This window comes from Paenibacillus sp. GCM10027630 (genome assembly GCF_042676305.1).
Taxonomy (GTDB): Bacteria; Bacillota; Bacilli; order Paenibacillales; family NBRC-103111; genus Paenibacillus_S.
On the sequence record NZ_JBHTGY010000033.1, the window covers coordinates 49,050 to 72,299 of the forward strand.

Here is a 23,250-nt window from a genome sequence, read left to right on the forward strand (position 1 = left end):
TGAAAACACGGATGGGTCGACAACTGATTTCGGAAGTATTGGGTAAGTACGACGAAGTAATCAACCCCATCTTTACGCCCTTGTCATCACGTTAAACATTCCTGTATAGCCTAAGAAATGGGCTTTGCTTTAGTTGAGGATCTGCAGCTGTGCAGTTCCTCTTTTCTTTATTATTTAAGTAAAGGGCAGCTTAACTAAATAGGTAAATATTTACATGCGAACAAATGTACTGTATTATAAGTAAGGAATGTACTTACTCTATAAAGGTGGTATCTCAAAGAGTAAACAAGAAATATCCTCTCGTTTTTAGCATCAAAATTTAATATGCAGGCACCAATTTCACATCGGAATTTCCTCGAGCCTGTAGTTGTTAAAGAAGATTATAGGCTACCTGGGCAGAAATAATGACGATCTACGGAAAAAAGCTAATTAACTATTTGTTAAATGATAATCCACTTATGCTTCACAAAGAGTTGCTACGAGGTTGAGGGGCTTGCTTCGCAGCAGCTCTCTTTTTGTTTATTAAAGTGGGCAGGATAATTTAACCAGTTGTAGAAGTGAATTTGAAAAAATTTTGAGGAGATGGGTTTAAGTGAATGAAATTATTATCCAAAAAGTTAATCATCTAGATACCCATAAATTAATACTTTTGGTTGAAGAAAGTGCAAGTGAAGGATTTCGTCATATCAAACGGCTAGTAAACGACTATGAAACTGGAGCAAATAAATTCGATAAAGAAGGGGAAGCACTCTTTATTGCTTATCAGAACAACGAAATTGTAGGAGTTTGTGGATTGAATCGAGACCCCTATGTTAAAAGCAAAGAAGTTGGTCGTGTTCGTTGGCTTTATATCTCACCAAGAGTACGTCGACTTGGGATTGGGCGAACATTAATGGATTCAGTTATTACAGAAGCTAGAAAAAAATATAAAATGCTTGTATTAAGGACTGATAACCCTATTGCCGATGTATTTTATCTCTCTATTGGTTTTTCGGTTAAGCTCGATTCGGAAAATGACAGCCACCTTCTTCAGTTAGATGAAATTGAATAACAACAGAGGAGGGGCAATTTATGCCACATAAGATTATTGTGTTTCTGATAGTAGTTGTCGGGGCATTGTGGCTTCAAAACCATAAATGGTCACCTGATATTCAGCATAAGGTGTTGTCATTAGCAGTTGGAATAGTGTAATGGGTGCAGTGGATGAGAATACAACAAATCTTGATAAGCAAAAGCTGTCTTTTACGGCAACTATTTGGAATGATAGTACAGAAAAAAACTATGTTAACGTTGTAAAAATGAAGCTACCTGACTCGCTTCACTCGCACGTAATATCGGGTAATACCGTCTTCCCCGTAGACCAGTTGTTAAACCCCAATGCTTACTATCAGGTAAAAGGAGAATTAATTCTCGATACTAAAGGAATGACGAAACAGGAAGTTGTAAATCTCGGAAATATTCAGGGTTTTACTGTGGAAACTGAAAAAAAATAATCACATTCAACTAACGAAACACGAAAGCTCAACGGATACTAAATCGGTGATTCGAGCCTCCCTGCAAAGGTGGCGTTTATCTTTGGAACAGAGGATATTGAGAAGACCCACGGCAAATATGGATATTAATGTAATCTCGTGATACTGTTAAATAATTCATAACAGTGGGGGTGTACAATATTGGAGATTATTTTTATTCGCCATGGACAAGGAGTACATAATACAGATATCCCAAACAGACTAAATACCGAAAACCCTCGCTTGACTGAAAGAGGTCGTGATCAGGTGGCTAGTCTGAAGTCAGTATTCTCTTTTAGTGAGGATAGTGTGTATATTACTAGCCCTACTGTAAGAACAATTGAGACCACAAACATTATTACGAGTGACCTGCTGGTAACTAAAAAATATGTGAGTCCACTAGTTGGACCGCGAATGTTTCCAATACCACAAAACCCAGAAGCCTATGTGTCTAAATGTGATATCAACTATTCCCTTGATAAAATAATAAGCGATCATAGTGACTTTATCGTACTAGAAAAGGATAACCAGGAATTATGGAACACTGGAATTAATACCCTCACTGAATCAGCTTTTGAGCCGCTTGGATTGGGATTAATTAATTGGATCAAAACATTGTGCACAAAGAAAGTCTTTATAATTGCTCATGATGGAACTATAACGAACTACCGTCTCTTATTAGGTGAGAACGGGTTGTCGAGATCCGATTTCTTAGGAGAAGCCGGCTGGTATAAGTTGGAGATATAGCAGAATTCGTTTCGCTCCCTCGAATGATTAGTGATACTTACTTTAGCTCATGAATTCACAGGATTTTATCTTAGTTTATTTCAGAGATAGGAGAAACAGAGGAGGAGGAGGGTAGTTGTATTACATCTTGAAGGATTGAAAAAGCCAGATGTTACATTCTGGAGCGGGATAGTTGTCTTTCTGGGGGATGTGCAGATTAGTTAATTTTAAACAATTTATTATATGATTTATATGGCTCAACCTCAAAATCAGTACTTGACCCTCCTCCGACCATAAGTCCTGACAAAATCCTGCAAAAACGCAGTTATTTTCCTACCGGAATTGCTGTAGAGAGAACAAACCTGCAAAAGTACATCCATTTTCATGGAAAACGCTCCGATTCAGCTAAGAATGAAAAAATAAATGTACATTTGCATGAATTCAACGAGACTTCGGATATACCGGCCAAAGACTGTATAAATGCAGGTTTTTGGGAGCAGACAATGGCTTCGAGTCGAATAAATTCGAATAAAGTCGTGTGCGCTGTAATTAGTGCTCTTAAGTTTTTATAACCACTCAACATGTATGGAGGACAACAATTTATATGAAGCAAGTACAACAAACATTTACAGGCGATATTATTTGGGAACCACTGTATCAGATCGAGACTCCTGTGGTATCTTTTGAAATAGAATTGTTCCAAAGTGCTACTTTGAGAAGGTTGAAGCATTTGCATCATTTTGGTGCTGGCGCTTTAATCAGTCCCATAACTCACTCTCGTTTTGAACAAGGTAAAAAAAAGTATCCTAGGCATTCACTTAATCACAATACATGGTGTTCTCAAAAATTAGAACTTCGTTCACAAATGTGATCGTTTTTTGTTATTTCAGATTCGATTCATCAATCTAACTGCTTCCATTAGAACGAATTCATATAAATTAAACTATTTAATTAATAGGATTTAAGTATTATTATAATTTCATCCAAAATAATCCAGAGGGTGAGAAAAATGGGTAATGGGTGGCACGATTCTTATATAGGTAATCTTCGCAAAGTCCTTGGCTCACAAAAGATAATCGTAAACTCAGTACGGGCAATCTTACTTGATGATGAAGGTCGTGCTTTGTTTATAAAGCGTAGTGGTGATAAAAAGTGGGGCATGCCTGCAGGAGCGATGGAACTAAACGAGTCAGTATTTGAAGCGATGAAGCGTGAAGTTAAAGAAGAAACAGGGCTTGATGTTCTTAAAGCAACATTAATTGCTATTTATTCATCTCCAACAACGCAAACATTTACGGACCGTTGGGGAAACGAGCATCATATAATAGAATATTTATTTCTAGTGGATGAGTGGACGGGAACACTTGAAAAAGAGACAAATGAAAGCGTAGATGCTAAGTTTTATCCGTTAGATAATCTACCAGAAGCTTCAAGTGAACTTTTTGCAAAGCATCACGAAAGAGTATTTAAAGACTTTAAAAAATTCGATGGAATACTAATATTGGAATAGTAATCAGCACAGGTTACGGGGGAGGATTGGACAACATTTGGCCAACGGAGGGGATAGAACTAAGGAAGTTGATGAATGCGGCTTCAATTAATACTTCATGTTTTCTACAAATAGTCACAACACTAAGGGACTTAGTTTATACCTATTACAAACAAGATGCGATTATTGGAAATTTATAGCCGGCAGGGGTTCGAATTCAGTTAGAAAACAAGTTTGCATCAACCGTACTGCTGAAAAGCGCAACGATTTGTATGCCTTGGGGATGATTTTCTACGAAATGCCATTTCGAGCACAGAATAAGGAAGAATGGGTGCATGCCCATCTTGCGATTATGCCAATTCCTCTGAGCACCCCTCTTCAGATATTCCTATTAATAAGTACGCCTTCAGACACGCAAGAAGCGAAGCAACGCTCGTAGCAGACCCTGAGGATCCTCCTCAGGGATAAGGTGACCGCAGGGTAGCGGATAACCGCTAATATCAGTTGCATGTTCTCTCCATAAGCCAAGAACGTCGAAGAGTTGTCCAACGGTTCCCTTTTGTCCCCAGAGCACAAGGAATGGCTGTGCAGCCTTGAGTCCCTTTTGCTCATTCTCGATGGAGACGTCGATAGTGACCGAAGCACGGTAGTCCTCACAAACGGAATGAATGCAGGCGGGATTCTTATAGCAACGCAAATATTCTGCATAGGCTTCAGGTGTTACCGCTCCCGGCGTTCTGCTTTGAGCAGATAAATGGTTCGCCAAATAGAGCTCAGGCATCGCATCAATCATGCGTTCAGGCAGAGGTGCCGGTTGAATTTGAAAGAACCACCAGAAGTACTTAGTGGCAAATTCCTGGTTGGTATGAGCGTACATTTGAGTGGTTGGAGCAATATCCAGTACAACGCTTCTCTCCACAGCATAGGGGTGATCCAACATCATCTGAAAAAGAACCCGTCCTCCGCGGTCATGGCCTACCGCTTGAAATCGCCTAAAACCTAGCATGTTCATCACTTGGATTTGATCGAGTCCCATCTCTCTTTTGGAATAATGAATATGGTCCGGACCACCGTCTGGCTTACTGGAGTCGCCGTATCCCCGCAGATCCGTCATCACCACCGTAAAACTCTTTGCAAGCGTTCCTGCAACTTTGTGCCAAGCGACATGTGTTTCAGGATGTCCGGGCAATAATAGCAATGGAGGTCCGCTGCCCCCGACAAGCGTGTTTATAACTGCGCCGTTTGTACGGATGAAGCCTTGTCTGAAGCCGGGGAAAAATCTTGAATTTGCTTCTTGGCTTGGTGCAGCGGATTGTTCGGAGGCTTTTACGGCTGCGGCGAAGAAGGCTGAATCTTCAGCAGGAAACGGGAAAATCATGTTACCATTACCTCTCTCTAATTGATATTCCGCCTTCTTTGAATTATTACGGCTTAACTCGGTAACCAAATAGCCAGACATGCTGAAAAAGCTTGAGGAATCAAGCTTTTTATTTTTTATGTTGGGAGATTTGTGTCATTTGAAAATGCACACGAAATAGTCTCTGATCAATTGAAAATATGCTAAAATAAGGATTATATGAAATTATACGGGAGACGATTAAATGAGAGAAGAACCTCTTACTAAAATTGACCTCTATACCATTTGTATGGTTCAAGACGGGGACAAAGTATTATTAATAAATCGTCCAGATAGATTAGGCTTTCCTGGATTTATTGCTCCGGGGGGAAAGGTTGATTTTCCCGAAACCACAAGTGAGGGTGCAATTAGAGAAGTATGGGAAGAAACAGGTCTGCGTGTAATCGATATTGTTTATAAAGGTCTGTATGAATTTGTTATCCCAGAAAAAAATTATCGTTATATGGTCTTTAACTATTTAGCAACCTCTTTCGAAGGAGAACTACTTCAGAACCCTCCAGAAGGTGAATTAGTTTGGGTCTCAATTAAGGAAGCTTTAGATTTACCGATGCAGTCTTGGTTTAAAAGGAGATTTCCTTTGTTTTTTGAGCCGGGGACCTTTGAACACCAAATTACAAGAGATGCTGAGAATAAGACAGTATTAGATCAAAAACTTAGATTGTTTGGAACATAGAAGGTATGTACAAAAGGTATAGGTTGCTAGTATACGAACGTTCATTGAGCTAGACGGGCAGGTTAATACCTATTAGATCAACAGATAGACCTAAAGATTTTATCCGTTTTTCAATCATTGTTGGCTGTTGAGTCCTAGTGAAACTGCTAAACTATGTCCAGGGGAGCTGTGTCAGATGGGATCAATTTCTCTGTTTACGTTTATAGCTCACCCGTTGCCGTCCTTCAGGAGGAATTCATAATCAGATGATGCACAGCCATGTACTTCAATATATTAATCAGCACTTTAAAGTGAAGTTGATCTTGTGCTTATCCGTCATCATTATCGTCTGTTCTTTGGTTACCGGCTACGCCTCTTACCGAATTAATTTGAATATGTTCGAAAGCGAAATCAGTAAGCAGTATCTCAAAACCAGCGAACAAACGATTGAACAGATCGGCTTTAAGATTCAAGATATTTACCGGATTACCGACTTTGTCTTTTTCCATCCGCTCGTGGAGCAAATCGTTCAAGGTACACATGCCCAACCGGCAGACGGTGTCAGTGAGGCGTACCGGGATTTTATGCTGGAGCGGAACCTCGCGGACATTCTCCTTCCTCTCAAAAATGAAACGCCGCAAATTCGCGCGATCTACATTGTGGATCGGCAGGGCCACAATATGTATTACAGTCAGTCGAACGCTTCCATTCAAGTGAGATTTCCTGAGTTCTACGAACAGGTAAAGAAGGGAATGCCGACAACCTCCGCGGAGATTGTGTGGCAGAGGATGAAGATCCCGGATTCCTCCGAGCCGTCAGGAGATAAAAGCAGTATCGTAGCGGCCAGGCTGTTAAAATCAACCAAGCAGCAAACCACATACGGGATGATCATCTTGGTCATTGATGAGGCGTTTCTAGGAAACTCACTTGATCCGCTTATGGCCGGCCGGACGACGGGGGCTTATATTTACGATCAGTACAATCGTTTGCTTTACAGCCGGGAACCCCAAGACACGGCAGCCTTTGAGCCCAAGCTGGAGAAGCGGGAGGGATCGTTCATTCAGCATAACAACGGCGAAGATTATCTCTTCGTAAAAAGTGTGCATGAGCCCCGGTCTTTCACGCTCGTCAGCGGCATTTCCTTAACGGATATAAAAGCGAAGGGACGAAACATTTACCATCTGGCTTTAATCTCGGGCCTTGTGAGCGTTGTTTTAATGGCGGTCAGCGTCTATATCTTCAGCGCTAAGCTGCTGCGGCCGCTGCAAGTGCTAGTCAAGGCGATGCAGCGGGTCCGCGAAGGGAATTTGCGCGTCATAATCCCGAAAACATCCAGTGACGAATTTGCTTTTTTGTCCGATAGCTTCAATACTATGATCGCCAATATCCAATCACTCATCCAAGAGGTTTACATAAGTAAGCTAAGCGAGAAGGAGGCGGAGCTGAAGGCGCTGCAGGCACAGCTTAATCCGCACTTCCTGCACAATGCGTTGAATTCGATTTATTGGAAAATTATGCTGCTGTACGATGATGTGGAAACCGCGTCCCTCGTCACCAGCTTGTCCGATTTATTGAAATATTCTTTAGCTCCCGTAACTACTCCAAGCACGCTGAAGGATGAGCTGGCACAAATCCGCAACTATATTACGATTCAGGAAGCGCGGCATGGCGATGAACTGAATGTCAGTATCGAGGCGGAAGAAGAGCTTGAGGACTGCCCGATGCAAAGGCTGCTTATGCAGCCTTTGGTAGAAAATGTGTTTGTTCATGCATTCCGGGACCAGACCACTGACAAACGGCTGTTGATTCGCGCTTACCGTCACGAAACCGACCTGCGCATTGAAATTCAGGATAACGGGTGCGGGATGGACTCTGGAATGATTCATAAAATTTTGGATGAACAGACCCTATATGACGAGCGAAGAGAGAGGGAAAGCATCGGAGTCCGCAATGTAGTTCGCCGCATTTTTCTGGTCCACGGCGAGCCGTACGGGCTGGATATCCGAAGATTGCGGCAAGGGACATTAGTACGGTTGACTTTACCTTATGAAGCCTATTATGCGAAGGAAGGAGCGGCTGCTAGTGACACGAATTCTTCTGGTGGAGGATGAACCTTTATTCCGCAAAGGGCTGGCCAAAATGATTGCTGGCTCAGGGACGAGCTGGAATGTGTGTGGGGAAGCGGAGAACGGGCAAGAAGCAGAGCAGCTTATAGCCGAATTGCATCCGGATCTCGTAATTACGGATATCCGGATGCCCTTGATGGATGGTTTGGAGCTGCTGAAGCGCGCAAAGGCGGCTTCTCCGGACATCGAGTTTATCGTGATTACTGGGTTTCAGGATTTTCAGTATGCCCAGACCGCCCTCCGGCATGGTGCGCTTGACCTGCTCGTAAAGCCTTGCAGCAAGCAGGATATCGACACGGTGCTCGAGAAGGTAGAGGTTATCGTTCAGGAAAAGCAGAAAAGGCTTAGAAAACAGGCTAGCGAAAGGCAGCTGCAGCTGGAGAATACGCTGCGCTCCATCTTTTTGCGGTCTCCTTATTCGATAGAATCCGTTACGCAACTGGAGCACAGCTTATTCGGCAGTAGGCTTATTTTGTTTCAGATTACCGATTATTTCCCAGCTCACAGGCAGTATTCGAAGCGCGATGTGCCGCTGCTGCAGTTTGCCGTCCTGAATATTATTAGCGAATTGCTCGACGTACATGATATGTCAGGTACGCTGCTGCTCGTAGAACCTGGCCGTTATGCGCTCTTTATAACCCAAGGATCGGAGGAGCAGTCTCTGTGTACTGAGGTGTGCGCCACCGTAATGCAGCTCTTAGGACTAACCGTAACCACGTATCAGGGAGGCTTAATTCAAAGTCTACTGCAGCTAGCTGATCTATACGAGTCGATCATGACCCACGCGGATGTGGCTTCGGGAGGCAGTATGGAAGATTTGTTCCCGCTGAATAGGGCTCAGCTGCTGCTGGTCAGCGCGCAGATGATGGCTTTTATATTGGGGGGCCAAACGAACAATCTGAAGGAGTATTTGGAGCAGCTCATGAAGGAAATATGCACCATGCAGGGGGATAGCTGGAAGATTGATGCCTTATCGCTTAGCTTCGCGCTTCAGGATACGGCACGCAAGCAGTTCGAGTCGGAGCACGACCCGCAAGTCTTGACTCAGCGAATCAGCAGGCTCCACGAATGCCGCAGCACGGATGAAGCCTATGTTTGGATGAAGGCAGAGACAGACGGGTTCCTCCATACGTATCATCAGTGGCAAAGTAAGCACAGCGCTAACGCGATATCGAAGGCGATCCGCTACATGAAGGAGCACTTTTCCGAACCTCTCTCTTTGCAGCAGGTCGCCTCGCAGGTACATTTAAACACCACCTATTTCAGCCATCTATTCAAAAAGGAAACCGGCTGCAGCTTCGTCAATTTCTTGATCGAACTGCGGATGGAAAGGGCGAAGCAGCTGCTGTCCAACACCGATATGAATGTGACGGAGGTATCAGGCATGATCGGATATGATTTGCCGAATTATTTTGCAAAGCTGTTCAAGCAGTCAACGGGTCTCTCTCCGAAGGAGTTCCGCAAGCTCAGTCAAATTTAAATATGGGGGAGCCATCATGGTAATTTCAAGGCTGCGGGTTTTCCTACCTATAGCTGTTATTACGTTTCTTATGTGTTCAGCAACTGGCTGCATATCTGAGGAAGAGAATACGACCCATGCAGACAAGAAGTCCGAGAGGCGAGGGCATATTACGGCTACCATCTATGAACGGGGTACGATTCCATCCAGTCAAGGCTCAGTTGAAAATAACAAAATAACCAAATGGATTAATGAAACCGGACCGGTGGATATCAAGTTCGTACCTGTTCCCCGCTCACAGTCGGAGCAAAAGCTCAATACATTATTTGCAGCCGGAGAAGCGCCTGATTTGATTCAGGAGTATACCGCTCCGCTGAAGTATACACTGATGGATCAGAAGCTGCTGCTGCCGATTCATGACATGATAGAGAAGTACAGTACGAATTACAAGGAGCTGCTGAAAAAATATCCGGTGCTGGGTAAGGTGGGAAGGGCGGCGAATGGTGAATTGTTCCAGTTCGGCCGCATCAATGAAACGATCCCGCAGCGGGGGCTGTTTATTCGTACGGATTGGCTGAAAAAGCTGAACCTCGACATTCCGAAAACGACGGAGGAGCTTTACCAGGTAGCGAAAGCGTTCACAGAGCGCGATCCCGATGGCAACGGGAAGAACGATACCTACGGTATAGCCATGTCCTTAAACCCCGGAGCGGTTCTTGATGAAATATTCGGCGTCACGTATCCGGACTATGTCGTTCATGATAATGAGCTTGTTCATGGCTGGGATCATTTGGAAGCGGTTACTGCCTTTAAGAAAAAAATTTATACCGAAGGGCTGGTCGATAAGAACTACTTGAATGATAAGAATGGTTCGAAGGCGAAGCAGGATTTCCTGAACGGCAAAATCGGCATCTATATGGACCAATTTAATGTGCCTGTTACTTTTTATACCGACTTTTACTTGCCATTGAAGAGAAACGTTCCTCTTGCTGAGCTGACGGTCATACCCTATCCGAAGACGCCGATCGGGCAGTTCAATCCGATCTTTGTGAATCCGATTCAAATGACGGCTGTAGTGAACGCGCAGGCTAAAGATTTGGAGTCCGTGATGAAGTATGTCGACTTTGCCACTTCGGAAACGTTTATGAAAACGATGTATTACGGATTCGAGGGGGTCCACAGCAAGACGGAGTCGGGTAAATGTCCGCAGATGCTGGACCTGGACAAATGGAAGACGGAATTTAACTACGGCTCCGGGGATTTCGCCATACTTGCTTCACCGATTCTTTCGGGTAAATGCTATTACGGGACAGAGAAGTTGAGCAGCCAGGATCCGCTGCAAAGGCAGGTGAAGCAGATGTTTGAGCTCAACTCGTCGTATGTGGACTTTAATCTGCAAGTGGCGGGTCCGACCCATTCGGAGCAAATGCCGCAGCTGCCTACGGAGCTGCAGCAGATTCTGACCGAAGCTTCGAGGCATGTCGGTTCCGGTGAAGGCGACATCTGGATCAAGTCCATTCTTAACCCGGGCTACTCGCCTGAGATGGCCCGGCAGGATGCGATAGTAGTATGGGAGAAGGCTGGAGGTAAGAAGGTCGATGACTGGTACAGGAGCTTCTATGCCAACGACAGAGACAAGATTATTTTGACGAAGGATATTTACGATATATTTAGACAGCAGCGCGCAGAGCAGCAGAAATAGAGTGGGAATCAGCAGAACGGTTAGGTATCCGGGCTGCTGATTTTTTTGTGTCGACTGAAATAACGAGAGGCACGAGCACCAATAATGCTTGGATATGCCGATGCTGCTTTAGGGATGAAACGATCATCGCAAACCTAAAAATTATATCCATTTTTCCATAGTTAATAGATGTTGCTCGAGGGCTGAAATTATACAATGGTCCTGTGAGATCCCCGCGACTCCGACAAATATAGGTTAAACCGAGGTGAAAGTATTCATGTCTACCAAAAGTGCGCTTCATTATTTGAATAAGAAGAAATACTTATATATCCTGCTTCTTCCCTGTGTCGTATATTTCTTTGTATTTAACTACATCCCGATGTATGGTGTACTGATTGCGTTCAAGGATTTCAACTTTGCCAAAGGCATCTTAGGCAGCCCCTGGATTGGCCTGGACAACTTCAAGTACATGTTTGGCTTGAGCGATTTCTACAAGGTGTTTTGGAATTCACTATATCTTAGCCTACTGCAATTGGTATTCGGTTTTCCCTTCCCAATCATCCTGGCGATTCTGCTCAACGAGCTGCGCAGTGCTGTTTACCAGCGGGTCGCTCAGACCTTGATTTACCTTCCTCACTTCATCTCCTGGGTAGTTATCGGAGGCATTCTGGTGAACTTCCTGTCGCCGACCTGGGGAATCGTCAACATTTTTCTCGGTAAATTTGGCACGGACCCGATCTTTTTTCTGGCTGATATAGACTATTTCCGTCCCGTGGTTATCCTGAGCAGCATTTGGAAGGAATCCGGTTGGGGAAGCATCATCTACCTCGCCGCCATTGCTGGAATCAACTCGGAATTGTACGAAGCAGCTAGCATCGACGGGGCTAATCGGATTCAGAAAATAGGGTACATTACGCTTCCGGGAATCAAATCGACGATTGTCGTTCTGCTCATCCTAAGACTCGGACACATCATGGGTAACGGCTTTGAGCAAATCTTCGTCCTGCAAAACCCAATGAACCTGGAGGTGTCCGAAGTATTTGAGACCTATGCGTACAGAGTCGGTATTCTTGGCGGACGATTTTCCTTCGGTACGACGGTCGGACTGTTTACCTCTGTGATTGGCTTAATCTTCCTGCTGATAAGCAATCAAATAGCCAAGCTAATGAAAGAAGAAGGGATTTGGTAATCGCATGAAAATTAGATCTTTCGCCGATAAATCATTCGATTGGCTTAATTACTTCACCATCTCGATATTCGCCCTGGTTTGCTTATTCCCGTTCTTTTACGTTGCATCCTTCTCGGTAACGCCTTATTCCGAATATTTGGCCAACCCGCTGAAGCTGATCCCGAGCCAACTGGAGTTTGGAGCGTACAAGCAAATTTTTCAAATGAAAGTCATGTGGACCGGGTATAGAAATACGATCCTGATCACCGTGATCGGTGTGGCGCTTAACATCTCTCTGCTGCTCATCTCGGCGTACCCGCTATCCAAAACGGATCTTAAGGGACGTAATGTCATTCTGATTCTCATTACCTTTACGATGTTCTTCAATGGCGGATTAATTCCAAACTTCTATTTGATTAAATCTCTGCACCTTTACAATACATTGTGGAGCATGATCCTGCCGGGGGTGCTTAGCGCTTACAACCTGATCCTGATGAAAAACTTTGTCAGCGCCATTCCTCCGAGTCTGGAGGAGTCGGCCTTCATCGATGGCGCCAATGAAATTACGGTACTCAGCCGGATCATCATTCCGCTCTCCAAGCCGGCGATTGCAACTTTCGTTATTTTTCATGCTGTGACGCAATGGAATACGTTTTTCTCCGCCATCATTTATACGTCCAAAAGAGATCTATGGCCGCTCATGCTCATTCTGCGCGATCTGGTGGTCGACGACGGGGGCCTTGCAAAGGATGCAATGGATATGAACAGCACCGGGGTGACAGTCTTTACGATCAAGATGGCGATTATCATCTTTGCCTCGCTGCCGATTATTCTGGTATATCCGTTCCTGCAGAAGTTCTTCATGAAGGGCATGCTTATCGGCTCCATCAAAGGCTGATTGACTTACGTTTATAGCTGCGTCATTGCAGTTGTAATATACATTCATAATTCAGGGAGTGTTGTACATGAAAAAGGCGGGTAAAAATATGGCAGGTTCGCTCCTCAGTCTGTCGCTGTTGGGCTCTGCTCTGGTAGGCTGCAGTCAAGGAGGCGAAAGCCCCAAGAATGAACAGGCAAGCGGAAGCGGCTCGGGTACAAGCACAAGCGCACCGGTCACCATTAAAATGTTCAACAGGGTGAACGCAGGGATTGTATTCGAGAACAACCCTGTTATCGCACAAGCGGAGAAATTGGCCAATGTGAAGCTATCCATTGAAGCTCCGCCGATTAACAACTACGTTGATAAGCTGCAGGTGCTGATGGCTTCGGGTGATTTGCCGGACCTCATCTATAACTGGGGCGGCGCGGACGCCAATATGGAAACGTGGGCGAAGAACGGCCTGCTTATGCCGCTCGACGATAAAATTTCCAAATACCCGAATCTGACCAAGAACATTACGAAGGAAATGTGGGACAGCGTTAAATCCGTCAACGACGGTAAAACTTATTTGATTCCACGGCCGAATATCGTCAATCATTGGGGCTATATGATCAATCAGCAGTGGCTCGACAAGCTGAATTTGAAAGCGCCTACAACCTTGGACGAGTTTACGAAAGTATGTCAAGCGTTCGCGAAGAACGATCCGGACGGCAATGGGAAGGCGGATACCTATTGCTTGAGCTTCTCCAATCCGTCCTTAGGCGCTAATACGATCTGGAACGCATCCAATTTCCTTGCCTCGGCCTTTGGCCTTCCGGTGGTGAATGGAGTGAAGGATACGGATGGAGCATACAAAATCCGGGAGAAAATGTCCGGCTACCTCCCGTACCTCACCTATCTGAAGCAATTGAACGATGAAAAGCTGATCGATCCAGAATTTTTGATCAACAAAATTTATGTCGACCAGGATAAGCTGAATCAGAACAAAGTTGGTATGATCTACGCGCATCAATACGCGGTGATGGCCAACCTGTCGAAGGAGAAGGAATCGGATAAAAAATATACGTACCACGGCGTATTAAAGGACAGCGCCGGTGTTGCTTCGGATTGGGTGACTCCTGCTACGTGGGGCGGATGGATGATTTCCAAATCGTCCAAAAACGCGGATGCCGTACTGAAATTCCTGGATTGGGGCAATACAGTGGAAGCCAACACCCTATTCCAGCTTGGGGTAAAAGGGGTCACGTTCGACAGCTATGATCCGGCTACGAAAAATATTACGAGAACACCGGAGGAAGCCGCTAAGCTAGCTACTCTGACAAGCACTTACATGACCATTGCTAACGCAATTGATGGCAATGGCGCGATTATTGAGGGAGCCGATACTGCGGAGAAAGTGAATAAATTCAAGGAACAAACGGAAGCTGCCTTAAAAGGAATGAAGACGGTGAACGTCCCTGCGGTAAGATCTCCTAAGATTTTGAACTTGAACAGCAGCATTCCCGATATCGTTAAGAAGAAGGATGAGCAGGAGATGAAATACATTACGGGCGGGGTTACACAGCAGCAATTTAAAGATTTCCTGGAGAAGGAATGGTATCCGGCAACCGCTGATGCGGAGAAAGAATACGTCGACTTCATGAATAAAACGGCAAAGTAATGCGAGCGGCTTTTTGGGAAGACTGTAGGCAGTCTTAAATCAGTTGACTAAAGAGTAAACTATAGTTGAGGAGCTTTGCACGACAGAAGCTCTTCTTCTTTTATTTCCGGATTACTTCGACAAGAACTCTATAAACCTCCTGAAACGGACAGATTGTTCAGCCTATGACCCATATTGTGGTAATATTGTTATTAGAACTTCTAACTATTACGTTGCAATAGCCTGTGAGAGGAATAAAGTTATTGGTACTTCAATCGGGCTTATTTGTTACGACTTGGTTGGGGATTGCATTCCCTTTATGTTGATAGAGAATGTAATCGTTTTATCTTCAGTTCAAGGTCAGGGAGTAGGAAGATTGCTGATACAATCGCTTGAAGTTTTTGGTCAAAGAGTGTTGTTCCTGTAACTCATTTAAGCAGAGAAATTGCCAAGACTATTTTTGAGGGTAACGTTTCATTGCCACTACCAGCTGAGCCGATCAAATTGAACAATAAAGATTCCAAAGTAGGCAAGTACATGATTGAAAATGGGACGAATAAAGTGTTAGACATATCATTAAAAAATAACGAGCTGTATCTAACTGTCCCAAGACAACTTTTATAACTGAAATGATTAATGAACAGCTTGTGTTTCATTATGCAGCATCTAGAGAAATAGAGTGTGTTGAATATACCGATTATCTGGGCAAAAGGCACACACTCTACAAAGTCAGTCCATCGTAGAATTGACGGAATACGAGCCTATGACGCCGAGACAGGTGAGCAGATTTCCCTAATCAAACTAGAAGCGTGGGGAGAGGTTATTCCTTCGACTCAGAGTATGGGTACAGTATTCTTGATTCATATACCTCCGCAACCAAGTCATAGGGATCGGATAACTTCCCTATGACTTGGTTGCGGAGATTTTTTTGCGCAAAATGAACTTTTATAACCTCTGCGATCTCTTATCTATGAAAAGGGGTGAGAATATGGATGTAAGCCGTCTTGTCAAACAAGCCCAAAAAGGCAACAAGGAAGCTTTATTACAACTAATCATAGCCGATCAGGACGCTTATTATCGTCTTGCCTACAGCTACATGAGAAATGAGCATGACGCGATGGATGCTATGGCTGATATGATTGTTACGCTTTATGAAAAGTTGGATCAATTGCAAAAGAGTGAAGTCTTTTACAGCTGGAACAAAACCATTCTCGTCAATCGTTGCAAATCCATCCTCAAGAAAAAGGAACGATTTCTTCCACTAGGAGACGAGCGAGAAGCATCACATGCTGAATTAACTGCCAATAATCCATATCGCTATACGGAGTCCGAGATGGATATGCAGGTGCTGCTCTCTAATCTGAATACACGGCAGCGGGAAGCGATCGAACTTCGTTTCGTACATGATCTCCCGTATCAGACGATTGCGGACATGACCGGTGCACCGGTTGGCACAATTAAATCAAGGATATCGAAAGGCATACAAAAACTGAAAGCCATGATCGGAGGTGATCGTTATGAAAACGGTGGAGGAGAGATTACAGGGGCACAAACAGACCATGAATATCGTACAGGCTCCGTCAGAACTTGAAGGCATACTTCGAATTGCACTTGAACATGTCCCCACTAGGAAAAGAAACACTAATAGAGCAATGAAATGGGTTACATCATCAGTTGCAGCATTCCTTCTGATTGTAGGTACCTATCAATTTCCTGCATTTGCTTATTACGGAGGTAAGTTGTTTAATAAAATCGAGCTGAGCTCTCTGAGCTTTCCTGAAGTGGCGGAGCAAGGATACGGACAAACGATCAACAAAAGCAAAACACTTGATGACGGCACTGTCATTACCATCAATGGGGTTATCGCGGACGATAACGCATTGTTAATGTATTACACCATAGATCGACTCGCAGGCTCCGTATTTAGAGATAATGGTACATCTCGTTACGGCGTGGGTAAAATGCAAGGCTTCTTGACTGATTCAGATCCGAAAGAAGGAAATGGAAATTATAGCAAAGACGAGACACACTACGAGGGAGTATATAAATTCAAGCCTGTTAGTCCATTCTCCAGAACATTAACCGTCACATTCAGTGAGCGGTTAGATAACGGGGAACAGGCGTCATATCCGATCTCTTTCAAGTTTGAAGCGAATAAAGCGATGAACAGTATGCTTAAAAAGGACATTTCAAAATCCATTCCTGTCGATCAGGGAACTGTGCACTATGACTCCATTACGGCTTCACCAACTTCAACCATCGTGAAGGGACACTATGAAATGGATTATGAGAAGTTCCCGAGATTTTCAGCTGAAACAAAGCTTTATGTGAATGGAACAGAATTGAAATCATGGGGAATGAGTTCGGATCGTCTCGGCGAAAAAGGCTTCCCGGGATTTGAACTTGAATATGATGTGCTTCCGACAGACAAGATTGAGACTGTTGAACTTGTACTTGAAAACTTTGCCGGCTATCAGAAAGTTGAAGAACCTATCTCACTAGCCTCACCATCGGATCAATCCATAAAAATTGGAAGTGAAAAGGTATGGATTCGAAGCGTCACAAAAACCGATACAGGCTATGATATCATAATCGCCAGACAACAATTTACAATCCTGGAGACGGGAAATTTATCTGTACAAGCGGGTGGTATCGCAGTGCCCGTATCATCCATTTCCTCTTCACGCCCGTGGGATCTTATGAACGGTAACATTTTGTGGGAGCAGACGTATTCTTTTAATACATTTGACGCACCGGAATACTTGCTGCTGAACGGATATCACTATATTAAAACCTACGACAAGACAATATCTATTCCTATAGGGATCAAAAAATAGTTTTGAGTAAATCGAGCAAGCGAATATATTATAGACAACGTGATGATTGTGTTAAAATATGGATGCTGGAACTAATTTTTGAAGTATCTAGTATCATATGAAGGAGTTGTAACTTATGAAATTAAACCATCTTAATCTCACGGTCAACGACGTTAAAGCGACTCGAGAGTTCTTGGAGAAATATTTCGAACTAAAAACCGGGAACACGCGAGGTAATTCTTTCGCTGTACTATCTGACAACCACGGATTAGTGCTTACCTTGATGAGCGGTGCTCAAGTCAGTTATCCTAAGACCTTTCATATTGGCTTCATTCAGGAGAGCGAAGAGCGGGTGAACGAGATCAATCAACGTCTGAAAGATGATGGGTTTGATGTGAATCCACCACAAAGGTCACATGGTTGGACATTCTATGTTCAAGCCCCGGGTGGATTTATGGTCGAAGTTCTGGCTTGATTGAGTTTCACCCAATAAGGATGTCGTTGTGGTCTGTTGCTAAGCTAACGGAAAACGATAGTGTAGGAGCCTGCCTCGCGGCAGCTCCTCAATGATCCAAATGAGGGAAGGGCAGCTTGAAGCAACGGCGACCACTATCACCGTTGTGTGCCTGAACACAAAGATTGAAGGCTGCCAATGTTGGCAGCCTTTTTTTTAGATTATTTTCGCTTCAGTCTTCATATTGGTTAGCGGCAGGAATCCAGCCTGAGAGGATTGCGCCTTCGCTTGGGTGGTTACCTGCAGTAAGCTCGCCTCCATGCTGGCGGATGATTCGCTGTGATATGGTCAGCCCTAATCCGGCTCCTCCCGTGGCACGATTTCTCGACTGCTCTCCCCGAAATAGAGGTTCAAAGATACGCTTGAGCTCCTCCGGCATAAAGCCTGGCCCTGAATCCTGTATCGTGAACAATGCTCGATCACCTTCCCGGCGGCATTGAACGAGAATTCGGCCATGAGCAGGTGTGTGCCTTACAGCATTATCCAACAGATTGCTCAAAGCGCGCTCTAATAAGTGCAAATCCGCTCTAATCCAACAACCATCCGGTACGTAACGGGCGACAATTGAGATGTGCTTCTGCTGCGCTTACTGCTCCAGGCTGTCGATCGATTTCTGAATAATATCGTTAAAGTCAGCGGTATTCTCGCTTAGCTCTGTTTCTAAATATTCCATCTTCGTAAAGGTGAAGAGATCCTCAACCAGCCGGTCCAATTGAGACGATTTCTCCTTACAAACGGCTACATACTTTGCGATTTGATCCGGTGTTCGTGCAATGCCTTGCTCGAGCCCGTCCAAATAACCTCGCAAGGCAAATAAAGGTGTCCGCAAGTCATGCGCAACGGCAGCTATAACGAATCGTCGTTCTTCCTCCAACTCCGCTTGCTTCCGGTACGAGTTTTCCAGTCCATTCACCATAACTTCAAACCCATCGCAAACCTCGGCGATCTCTCTTATAGTCGCTTGGGGCAAATGAATGTCCCAATCGCCTGCAGCGACTTGCCGAGCTGCCTGGCTCATCATCTCGAGGGGCGTGAGAAGGAGGCTGCGAATGCGAACGCCTACAATAAAGAAAGCGAGGAGCAGTCCTGCGAATGCAGCAACCGTGGGAACCGTGTACGAATTCTGCCCGCCCTCTCCAATATGCAACGATTGGGTCGCGATGAAGTGTGCCGACACAAAGAAAACCCATGGGAGCAGTAGAAGGAGTACCAAGCTGAGCAAAGCATAGGTACGAATACGAAGCTTCCTCATGTTAAACGCCCTCGAAACGATAACCAACACCCCAAACGTTGGTCAAATATTGTGGTTGAGCCGGATCGTGCTCGATTTTCTCGCGAAGACGGCTGAGATGGACACGTATCGTATGCTTATCGCCAACGCCATCCCAGAACTTCGTGAGCAATTGGTCATAGGTAAATACTTGTCTCGGGTGCTCCGCAAACAATCGCAGTAACTCATATTCCTTCGGCGTAAGAGAGACGGTCTTTCTATCTACGAACACTTCTCTTGAAGACAAATCTAGCTTGATGTGGTCATAGTCCAATATCTTGACCGTGCTTGTTTGCTGCGTGCCGATGCGACGTAGAACAGCCTTGACACGGGCAACAATTTCTCCGGGTGAAGCGGTTTTGACGATATAATCATCGCCGCCGAGAGTCAGCCCTCGAATCTTGTCCACATCATCACTGCGAGCGCTCAAGAAAAGGATTGGAACGTTGCTCTCAGCCCGAATCCGGCGACATAACTCAAATCCATTTTGTCCCGGCATCATGATGTCAAGGACAATACAATGAATGGAGCTCTGTTGGAACACGGCCAATGCTTGGGAGGTGTCACAAGCAGTTAAAACGTGAAAATTTTCGTTTTCCAAAAAGTCCCTCAATAGTTCGACGATACTTTGGTCATCGTCTACAACAAGGATTGTATTTAATACACTCACGAATCCCCCTCCTTTGCATCCTATTTTATCATTTTTTCCGCAAGAGCAAACGAAATCATATGTTTTGTGATGAATTGTTTATTGTTTTGTGACCTTTTTACAACTTGGTATGAGATATACATTTGTTATGCTTCTATTGTAAAGAAGGTTTTCAAATGGGCTTGGAAAACAACCGTTTCTCGTTTTCCATTCGGAGCTATATTTTGTCTCACATTTGTTTAGTGGCGCTGCGGATGTATGCCATTCGTAATTGTTACAGAGACCGACCAAGTTAAACTGACGAACTGACTTTAGAGGAGGATTTATTTATGTTAACGGTTCAAATCGTGCTTTTTGATGGCTTCGACCTTCTGGATGCCATTGCACCTTATGAGGTTTTTTGCGCCGCTGCAATGAAAGCTGAAAACTCGTTATGCGTAGAATTCGTCACCGCCGAAGGACCGAGGTCTGTGACTAGCGGTATCAACGGATTAAAAATCGAAGCGAGCGGCAGATTGAATCCGGAACGTGCGGATATCATTCTCGTGCCTGGCGCGTCGGGTGACGTCGAAGGAGATGGCCCCGATTCGATTCCAGTTATTCTGTCCCGCGCAATGAATACAGAATTGACAGGTATGATTGAGCAGGCACTTGGGAAAAAAGACATCGTCGTCGCGACGGTTTGCGGCGGTTCCTTGTTGCTGGCCATGGGAGGGTTGCTGGAAGGCAGACCTGCGGTAACTAATCTATTGGGCATGGATTTACTTGGAGCAACTGGGACCATTCCCGTCACAGCACGTTTAGTGGACGACGGCAACCTGGTTACCGGCGGCGGTGTAACTTCGGGACTCGATGTAGCACTTTATCTGGTGGAACGTGAGCTTGGACCGCGTATCGCACACGCGGTAGAGCAGTTATTTGAATTTGAAAGGTGGGGAACAGTTTGGCGAGAAACAGGAATTGCGCCTTGCACTTATAAGTCTTTGACGGGCGCCGAAACGAACAAAGTGTCGATGACTTATGGTACCCTTCATAACAAAATCACACAAGCACATGTCTTCGACGGGGATTGGGATACGACAATCGCTACGCCGGTTGGGAAACTGCAAGTCAAGCTCTCAATATCAACAAGTAATGGGATTCTCCAAGGCAGGGCAAGACAAGGGGATGAAACGATCGAGTTTATGAATCCCCAACTTCAGGACAACAAGCTTACCTGGTCGCTGCGAATCACGAAACCAATGCGCTTAAATCTGAAGTTCGAAGTTGGCGCCGATGGAGATCACATGAACGGAATCGCCAAGGCCGGCGTGCTACCGGCATCTAAATTAACGGGCAAACGGCGGTTTTGAGCCCATGAAGAAAGGGAAAACATTATACGGACTATTAGCCTGCGTCAGTATTCTATTTATCCTTTACGCCTTGGTGGTCAATTATATTATCGATCCCGGAGCTGAGGAATTTTTGAGTGAGAAAACCGGACTTAAACGCGAGCTTAATCGCCCGATCTTGTTAAACGTTATGCATGTTCACGTTGCGTTTGCCTGCATCGCCATGGCGGTGGGGATGCTCAACTTGTCAAATCGAATCTTTGAAAAAAGCCGCAAGCTCCAACGCATAAATGGCTACGTTTATATAGGGTCCGTACTTCTTGTCGTACTGACTTCCGGATACATGGCGCCTTACGCGACAGGAGGAAAAATAAGCAGTATGGGGTTCAATACGCTAAATATGGTATGGCTGCTTATAACCATTATGGCGCTCGTCCAAATTAAAAAGAAACGGATTATACGGCACAGGAACTGGATGATCCGAAGTTACGCCTTTTGTTTTACGAACTTGCTGATACATCTCATCACCTCCCTTTTTCATCATGGATTCGGTCTCATTTATGTTACCAGCTATACAATTGGCGTTTACGGCTCCATAGTGCTTCTATTGGTCATTCCTGAAGTCATTGTTAGAACGATCAGTAAATCCTGAGAGGTTGCGGTTCCACCATGAATGAGGCAGCCCAGTCATCTCTGCTTATTAAGCATGTTTAGCATGTTTTGAAGAGATATATCAAAATCTAATTTTATAAGTGGTATACTCTAGAGAAAATGGGTCATTTTTATTTTATTCTAGAGGGGCGTTTATGCGATGCTGAAGAGAAAGATAAATTCTAGCTTTGACAATCTGATGTTTTATGTTGAGCAAATTAGTAAATTGAATGCTGCCTCGGCATGTGCGCTTTTTGCCATTCAAAATGACCATATCGTTGCTGAAATTTACAGCGGTACTCATTCCTTTGACGAGGCAGCACGCAAAACTGGAGCGGATTCGCAATTTAACGTTGCCTCTGTTCGAAAAAGTTATCTTGGACTTGCAGCGTCGTGGGCATTCTATCAGGGGAAAATCCATTCTTTTGACGATTATGTATTGAAATATTTACAGGTTAGTGACAGTGAAAGGGCTGCTTTAGAAGGCGTCACTATTAGAAACCTATTAACTTATACCCACGGGCTATCAGAAAAAGAGGGTCATATAACGAGAATCTTTAAACCAGGTACGGATTGGGATTATAACAGTGTGGGCATTAGATTACTGCAAACAATAATCAGTAATGCTTTAGGAAAACCATATATTAATTTACTGCATGAAAAGATATTCGAACCATTAGGATGGACAGAAACAGGTTATCGTAGTGCTGTTTCAGAACAGCTCGTACCTGTTATTAGTGGCGAAAGCGCTTATTTACGTGTTCGTTCTAACACTGACGGGAGTCAAGGGAATTTATTTGTTTCAGCAAGGGAACTAGCTTATTGGGGATATCTGCATTTGAAATTAGGTAACATCAACGGCAAATCCATTGTTCCTGAAATCGTTATTAGAAACGCCATTGCCGTACAATCGCCAATTGAATTATCAGAGGGGCTTCCACGAAACGGCTGCCTGTGGTTTGTTAAGGATGGTGAATCATCACAATGTTCAATGGGGAAAAATGTACCACAAAATTCATATGAAATTGTGGGTTCATACGGTCCTCTGGTTTTAGTTGTTCCAGATTTAGATCTAGTAGTAGTACGTATGTCAAATCAGGAAAAAGGAAATTACGCAGATAACGAGCGCGACCACAACGATTTTTTACAAGAGTTTAGCAATTTAGCTGTTACTTCGGCGAGAAATTTACATTAACAGAGTGATTCTGGCTTCCTCAGTGATTTTGTCTCCTCCTTTTTTCAATTTGAAAATTCTTTGACTTTTGCAGCAC

The 23,250-nt window shown here is 44.3% G+C and carries 21 protein-coding genes and 1 pseudogene; 19 read left to right on the forward strand and 3 right to left on the reverse strand.

Annotated elements, in window-relative coordinates:
- The first annotated feature begins 592 nt into the window (after positions 1-592).
- From ACFQ0C_RS15960 to ACFQ0C_RS15980, 5 genes are all read left to right on the forward strand, one after another.
- A complete protein-coding gene (locus ACFQ0C_RS15960; protein ID WP_379368066.1) occupies positions 593-1,051 on the forward strand; it encodes a GNAT family N-acetyltransferase in 459 nt (152 codons plus the stop codon).
- Positions 1,052-1,190: 139 nt separating this feature from the next.
- Complete coding sequence (locus ACFQ0C_RS15965; RefSeq protein WP_379368067.1) at positions 1,191-1,493, forward strand: hypothetical protein; 303 nt, start codon at positions 1,191-1,193, stop codon at positions 1,491-1,493.
- Between the two features lie 180 nt (positions 1,494-1,673).
- Positions 1,674-2,258: a phosphoglycerate mutase family protein gene (locus ACFQ0C_RS15970; RefSeq protein ID WP_379368068.1), complete on the forward strand. Its 585-nt coding sequence runs from the start codon at positions 1,674-1,676 to the stop codon at positions 2,256-2,258.
- A gap of 583 nt (positions 2,259-2,841) precedes the next feature.
- Entirely contained in the window at positions 2,842-3,108 is a 267-nt protein-coding gene (locus tag ACFQ0C_RS15975) for a hypothetical protein (protein ID WP_379368069.1), read from the forward strand.
- Positions 3,109-3,246: 138 nt separating this feature from the next.
- On the forward strand, positions 3,247-3,747 hold the full coding sequence (locus ACFQ0C_RS15980) for an NUDIX domain-containing protein (RefSeq protein WP_379368070.1): 501 nt from the start codon (positions 3,247-3,249) through the stop codon (positions 3,745-3,747).
- Positions 3,748-4,132: 385 nt separating this feature from the next.
- Here the strand turns inward: ACFQ0C_RS15980 and ACFQ0C_RS15985 are convergent, their stop codons facing one another.
- A complete protein-coding gene (locus ACFQ0C_RS15985; RefSeq protein ID WP_379368071.1) occupies positions 4,133-5,104 on the reverse strand; it encodes an alpha/beta hydrolase in 972 nt (323 codons plus the stop codon).
- 223 nt (positions 5,105-5,327) lie between these two features.
- On the opposite strand from ACFQ0C_RS15985, the gene ACFQ0C_RS15990 reads away from it, so the two are divergent.
- From ACFQ0C_RS15990 to ACFQ0C_RS16040, 11 genes are all read left to right on the forward strand, one after another.
- The gene (locus ACFQ0C_RS15990) at positions 5,328-5,816 is read left to right on the forward strand and encodes an 8-oxo-dGTP diphosphatase (protein WP_379368072.1); all 489 of its coding nucleotides are present in this window, start codon (positions 5,328-5,330) and stop codon (positions 5,814-5,816) included.
- 245 nt (positions 5,817-6,061) lie between these two features.
- Entirely contained in the window at positions 6,062-7,906 is a 1,845-nt protein-coding gene (locus ACFQ0C_RS15995; protein WP_379368073.1) for a cache domain-containing sensor histidine kinase, read from the forward strand.
- The gene (locus ACFQ0C_RS16000) at positions 7,878-9,401 is read left to right on the forward strand and encodes a response regulator transcription factor (RefSeq protein WP_379368074.1); all 1,524 of its coding nucleotides are present in this window, start codon (positions 7,878-7,880) and stop codon (positions 9,399-9,401) included. Before ACFQ0C_RS15995 ends, ACFQ0C_RS16000 begins: the two co-directional genes overlap by 29 nt.
- Before the next feature lie 16 nt (positions 9,402-9,417).
- The gene (locus ACFQ0C_RS16005) at positions 9,418-11,082 is read left to right on the forward strand and encodes an extracellular solute-binding protein (protein WP_379368075.1); all 1,665 of its coding nucleotides are present in this window, start codon (positions 9,418-9,420) and stop codon (positions 11,080-11,082) included.
- 256 nt (positions 11,083-11,338) lie between these two features.
- Positions 11,339-12,250, forward strand: a complete 912-nt coding sequence (locus tag ACFQ0C_RS16010; RefSeq protein WP_379368076.1) for an ABC transporter permease — start codon at positions 11,339-11,341, stop codon at positions 12,248-12,250.
- A gap of 4 nt (positions 12,251-12,254) precedes the next feature.
- Entirely contained in the window at positions 12,255-13,127 is an 873-nt protein-coding gene (locus tag ACFQ0C_RS16015; protein WP_379368077.1) for a carbohydrate ABC transporter permease, read from the forward strand.
- Positions 13,128-13,194: 67 nt separating this feature from the next.
- Positions 13,195-14,769 (forward strand): extracellular solute-binding protein, encoded by a 1,575-nt coding sequence (locus ACFQ0C_RS16020; RefSeq protein WP_379368078.1) that lies wholly within the window; start codon positions 13,195-13,197, stop codon positions 14,767-14,769.
- A 184-nt stretch (positions 14,770-14,953) separates the two neighbouring features.
- On the forward strand, positions 14,954-15,175 hold the full coding sequence (locus ACFQ0C_RS16025; protein ID WP_379368198.1) for a GNAT family N-acetyltransferase: 222 nt from the start codon (positions 14,954-14,956) through the stop codon (positions 15,173-15,175).
- Positions 15,176-15,736: 561 nt separating this feature from the next.
- On the forward strand, positions 15,737-16,339 hold the full coding sequence (locus ACFQ0C_RS16030) for an RNA polymerase sigma factor (protein WP_379368079.1): 603 nt from the start codon (positions 15,737-15,739) through the stop codon (positions 16,337-16,339).
- A complete protein-coding gene (locus tag ACFQ0C_RS16035) occupies positions 16,266-17,585 on the forward strand; it encodes a DUF4179 domain-containing protein (RefSeq protein WP_379368080.1) in 1,320 nt (439 codons plus the stop codon). The genes ACFQ0C_RS16030 and ACFQ0C_RS16035 overlap by 74 nt, the downstream gene beginning before the upstream one ends.
- A 115-nt stretch (positions 17,586-17,700) precedes the next feature.
- Complete coding sequence (locus tag ACFQ0C_RS16040; RefSeq protein ID WP_379368081.1) at positions 17,701-18,039, forward strand: VOC family protein; 339 nt, start codon at positions 17,701-17,703, stop codon at positions 18,037-18,039.
- Positions 18,040-18,250: 211 nt separating this feature from the next.
- On the opposite strand, the pseudogene ACFQ0C_RS16045 reads toward ACFQ0C_RS16040, so the two are convergent.
- Positions 18,251-19,330 (reverse strand): annotated as a pseudogene (locus ACFQ0C_RS16045) (sensor histidine kinase).
- Position 19,331: 1 nt separating this feature from the next.
- Complete coding sequence (locus tag ACFQ0C_RS16050; RefSeq protein ID WP_379368082.1) at positions 19,332-20,018, reverse strand: response regulator transcription factor; 687 nt, start codon at positions 20,016-20,018, stop codon at positions 19,332-19,334.
- 308 nt (positions 20,019-20,326) lie between these two features.
- On the opposite strand from ACFQ0C_RS16050, the gene ACFQ0C_RS16055 reads away from it, so the two are divergent.
- From ACFQ0C_RS16055 to ACFQ0C_RS16065, 3 genes are all read left to right on the forward strand, one after another.
- Complete coding sequence (locus tag ACFQ0C_RS16055) at positions 20,327-21,349, forward strand: DJ-1/PfpI family protein (RefSeq protein WP_379368083.1); 1,023 nt, start codon at positions 20,327-20,329, stop codon at positions 21,347-21,349.
- A gap of 4 nt (positions 21,350-21,353) precedes the next feature.
- The gene (locus tag ACFQ0C_RS16060; protein WP_379368084.1) at positions 21,354-21,980 is read left to right on the forward strand and encodes a DUF2306 domain-containing protein; all 627 of its coding nucleotides are present in this window, start codon (positions 21,354-21,356) and stop codon (positions 21,978-21,980) included.
- Positions 21,981-22,139: 159 nt separating this feature from the next.
- Positions 22,140-23,174, forward strand: coding sequence for a serine hydrolase domain-containing protein (locus tag ACFQ0C_RS16065; protein ID WP_379368085.1), 1,035 nt, complete (start codon positions 22,140-22,142; stop codon positions 23,172-23,174).
- Positions 23,175-23,250 lie beyond the last annotated feature (76 nt).

Bases quoted from the DNA above. Each gene is read 5' to 3' on its own strand.
- ACFQ0C_RS16040 (WP_379368081.1), top strand. From the start codon at position 17,701: ATGAAATTAAACCATCTTAATCTCACGGTCAACGACGTTAAAGCGACT.
- ACFQ0C_RS16030 (WP_379368079.1), top strand. From the start codon at position 15,737: ATGGATGTAAGCCGTCTTGTCAAACAAGCCCAAAAAGGCAACAAGGAA.
- ACFQ0C_RS16015 (WP_379368077.1), top strand. From the start codon at position 12,255: ATGAAAATTAGATCTTTCGCCGATAAATCATTCGATTGGCTTAATTAC.
- ACFQ0C_RS16010 (WP_379368076.1), top strand. From the start codon at position 11,339: ATGTCTACCAAAAGTGCGCTTCATTATTTGAATAAGAAGAAATACTTA.
- ACFQ0C_RS16035 (WP_379368080.1), top strand. From the start codon at position 16,266: ATGAAAACGGTGGAGGAGAGATTACAGGGGCACAAACAGACCATGAAT.
- ACFQ0C_RS16065 (WP_379368085.1), top strand. From the start codon at position 22,140: ATGCTGAAGAGAAAGATAAATTCTAGCTTTGACAATCTGATGTTTTAT.
- ACFQ0C_RS16060 (WP_379368084.1), top strand. From the start codon at position 21,354: ATGAAGAAAGGGAAAACATTATACGGACTATTAGCCTGCGTCAGTATT.
- ACFQ0C_RS15975 (WP_379368069.1), top strand. From the start codon at position 2,842: ATGAAGCAAGTACAACAAACATTTACAGGCGATATTATTTGGGAACCA.
- ACFQ0C_RS16020 (WP_379368078.1), top strand. From the start codon at position 13,195: ATGAAAAAGGCGGGTAAAAATATGGCAGGTTCGCTCCTCAGTCTGTCG.
- ACFQ0C_RS15980 (WP_379368070.1), top strand. From the start codon at position 3,247: ATGGGTAATGGGTGGCACGATTCTTATATAGGTAATCTTCGCAAAGTC.
- ACFQ0C_RS15965 (WP_379368067.1), top strand. From the start codon at position 1,191: ATGGGTGCAGTGGATGAGAATACAACAAATCTTGATAAGCAAAAGCTG.
- ACFQ0C_RS15995 (WP_379368073.1), top strand. From the start codon at position 6,062: ATGATGCACAGCCATGTACTTCAATATATTAATCAGCACTTTAAAGTG.
- ACFQ0C_RS15985 (WP_379368071.1), bottom strand. From the start codon at position 5,104: ATGATTTTCCCGTTTCCTGCTGAAGATTCAGCCTTCTTCGCCGCAGCC.
- ACFQ0C_RS16005 (WP_379368075.1), top strand. From the start codon at position 9,418: ATGGTAATTTCAAGGCTGCGGGTTTTCCTACCTATAGCTGTTATTACG.
- ACFQ0C_RS15990 (WP_379368072.1), top strand. From the start codon at position 5,328: ATGAGAGAAGAACCTCTTACTAAAATTGACCTCTATACCATTTGTATG.
- ACFQ0C_RS16055 (WP_379368083.1), top strand. From the start codon at position 20,327: ATGTTAACGGTTCAAATCGTGCTTTTTGATGGCTTCGACCTTCTGGAT.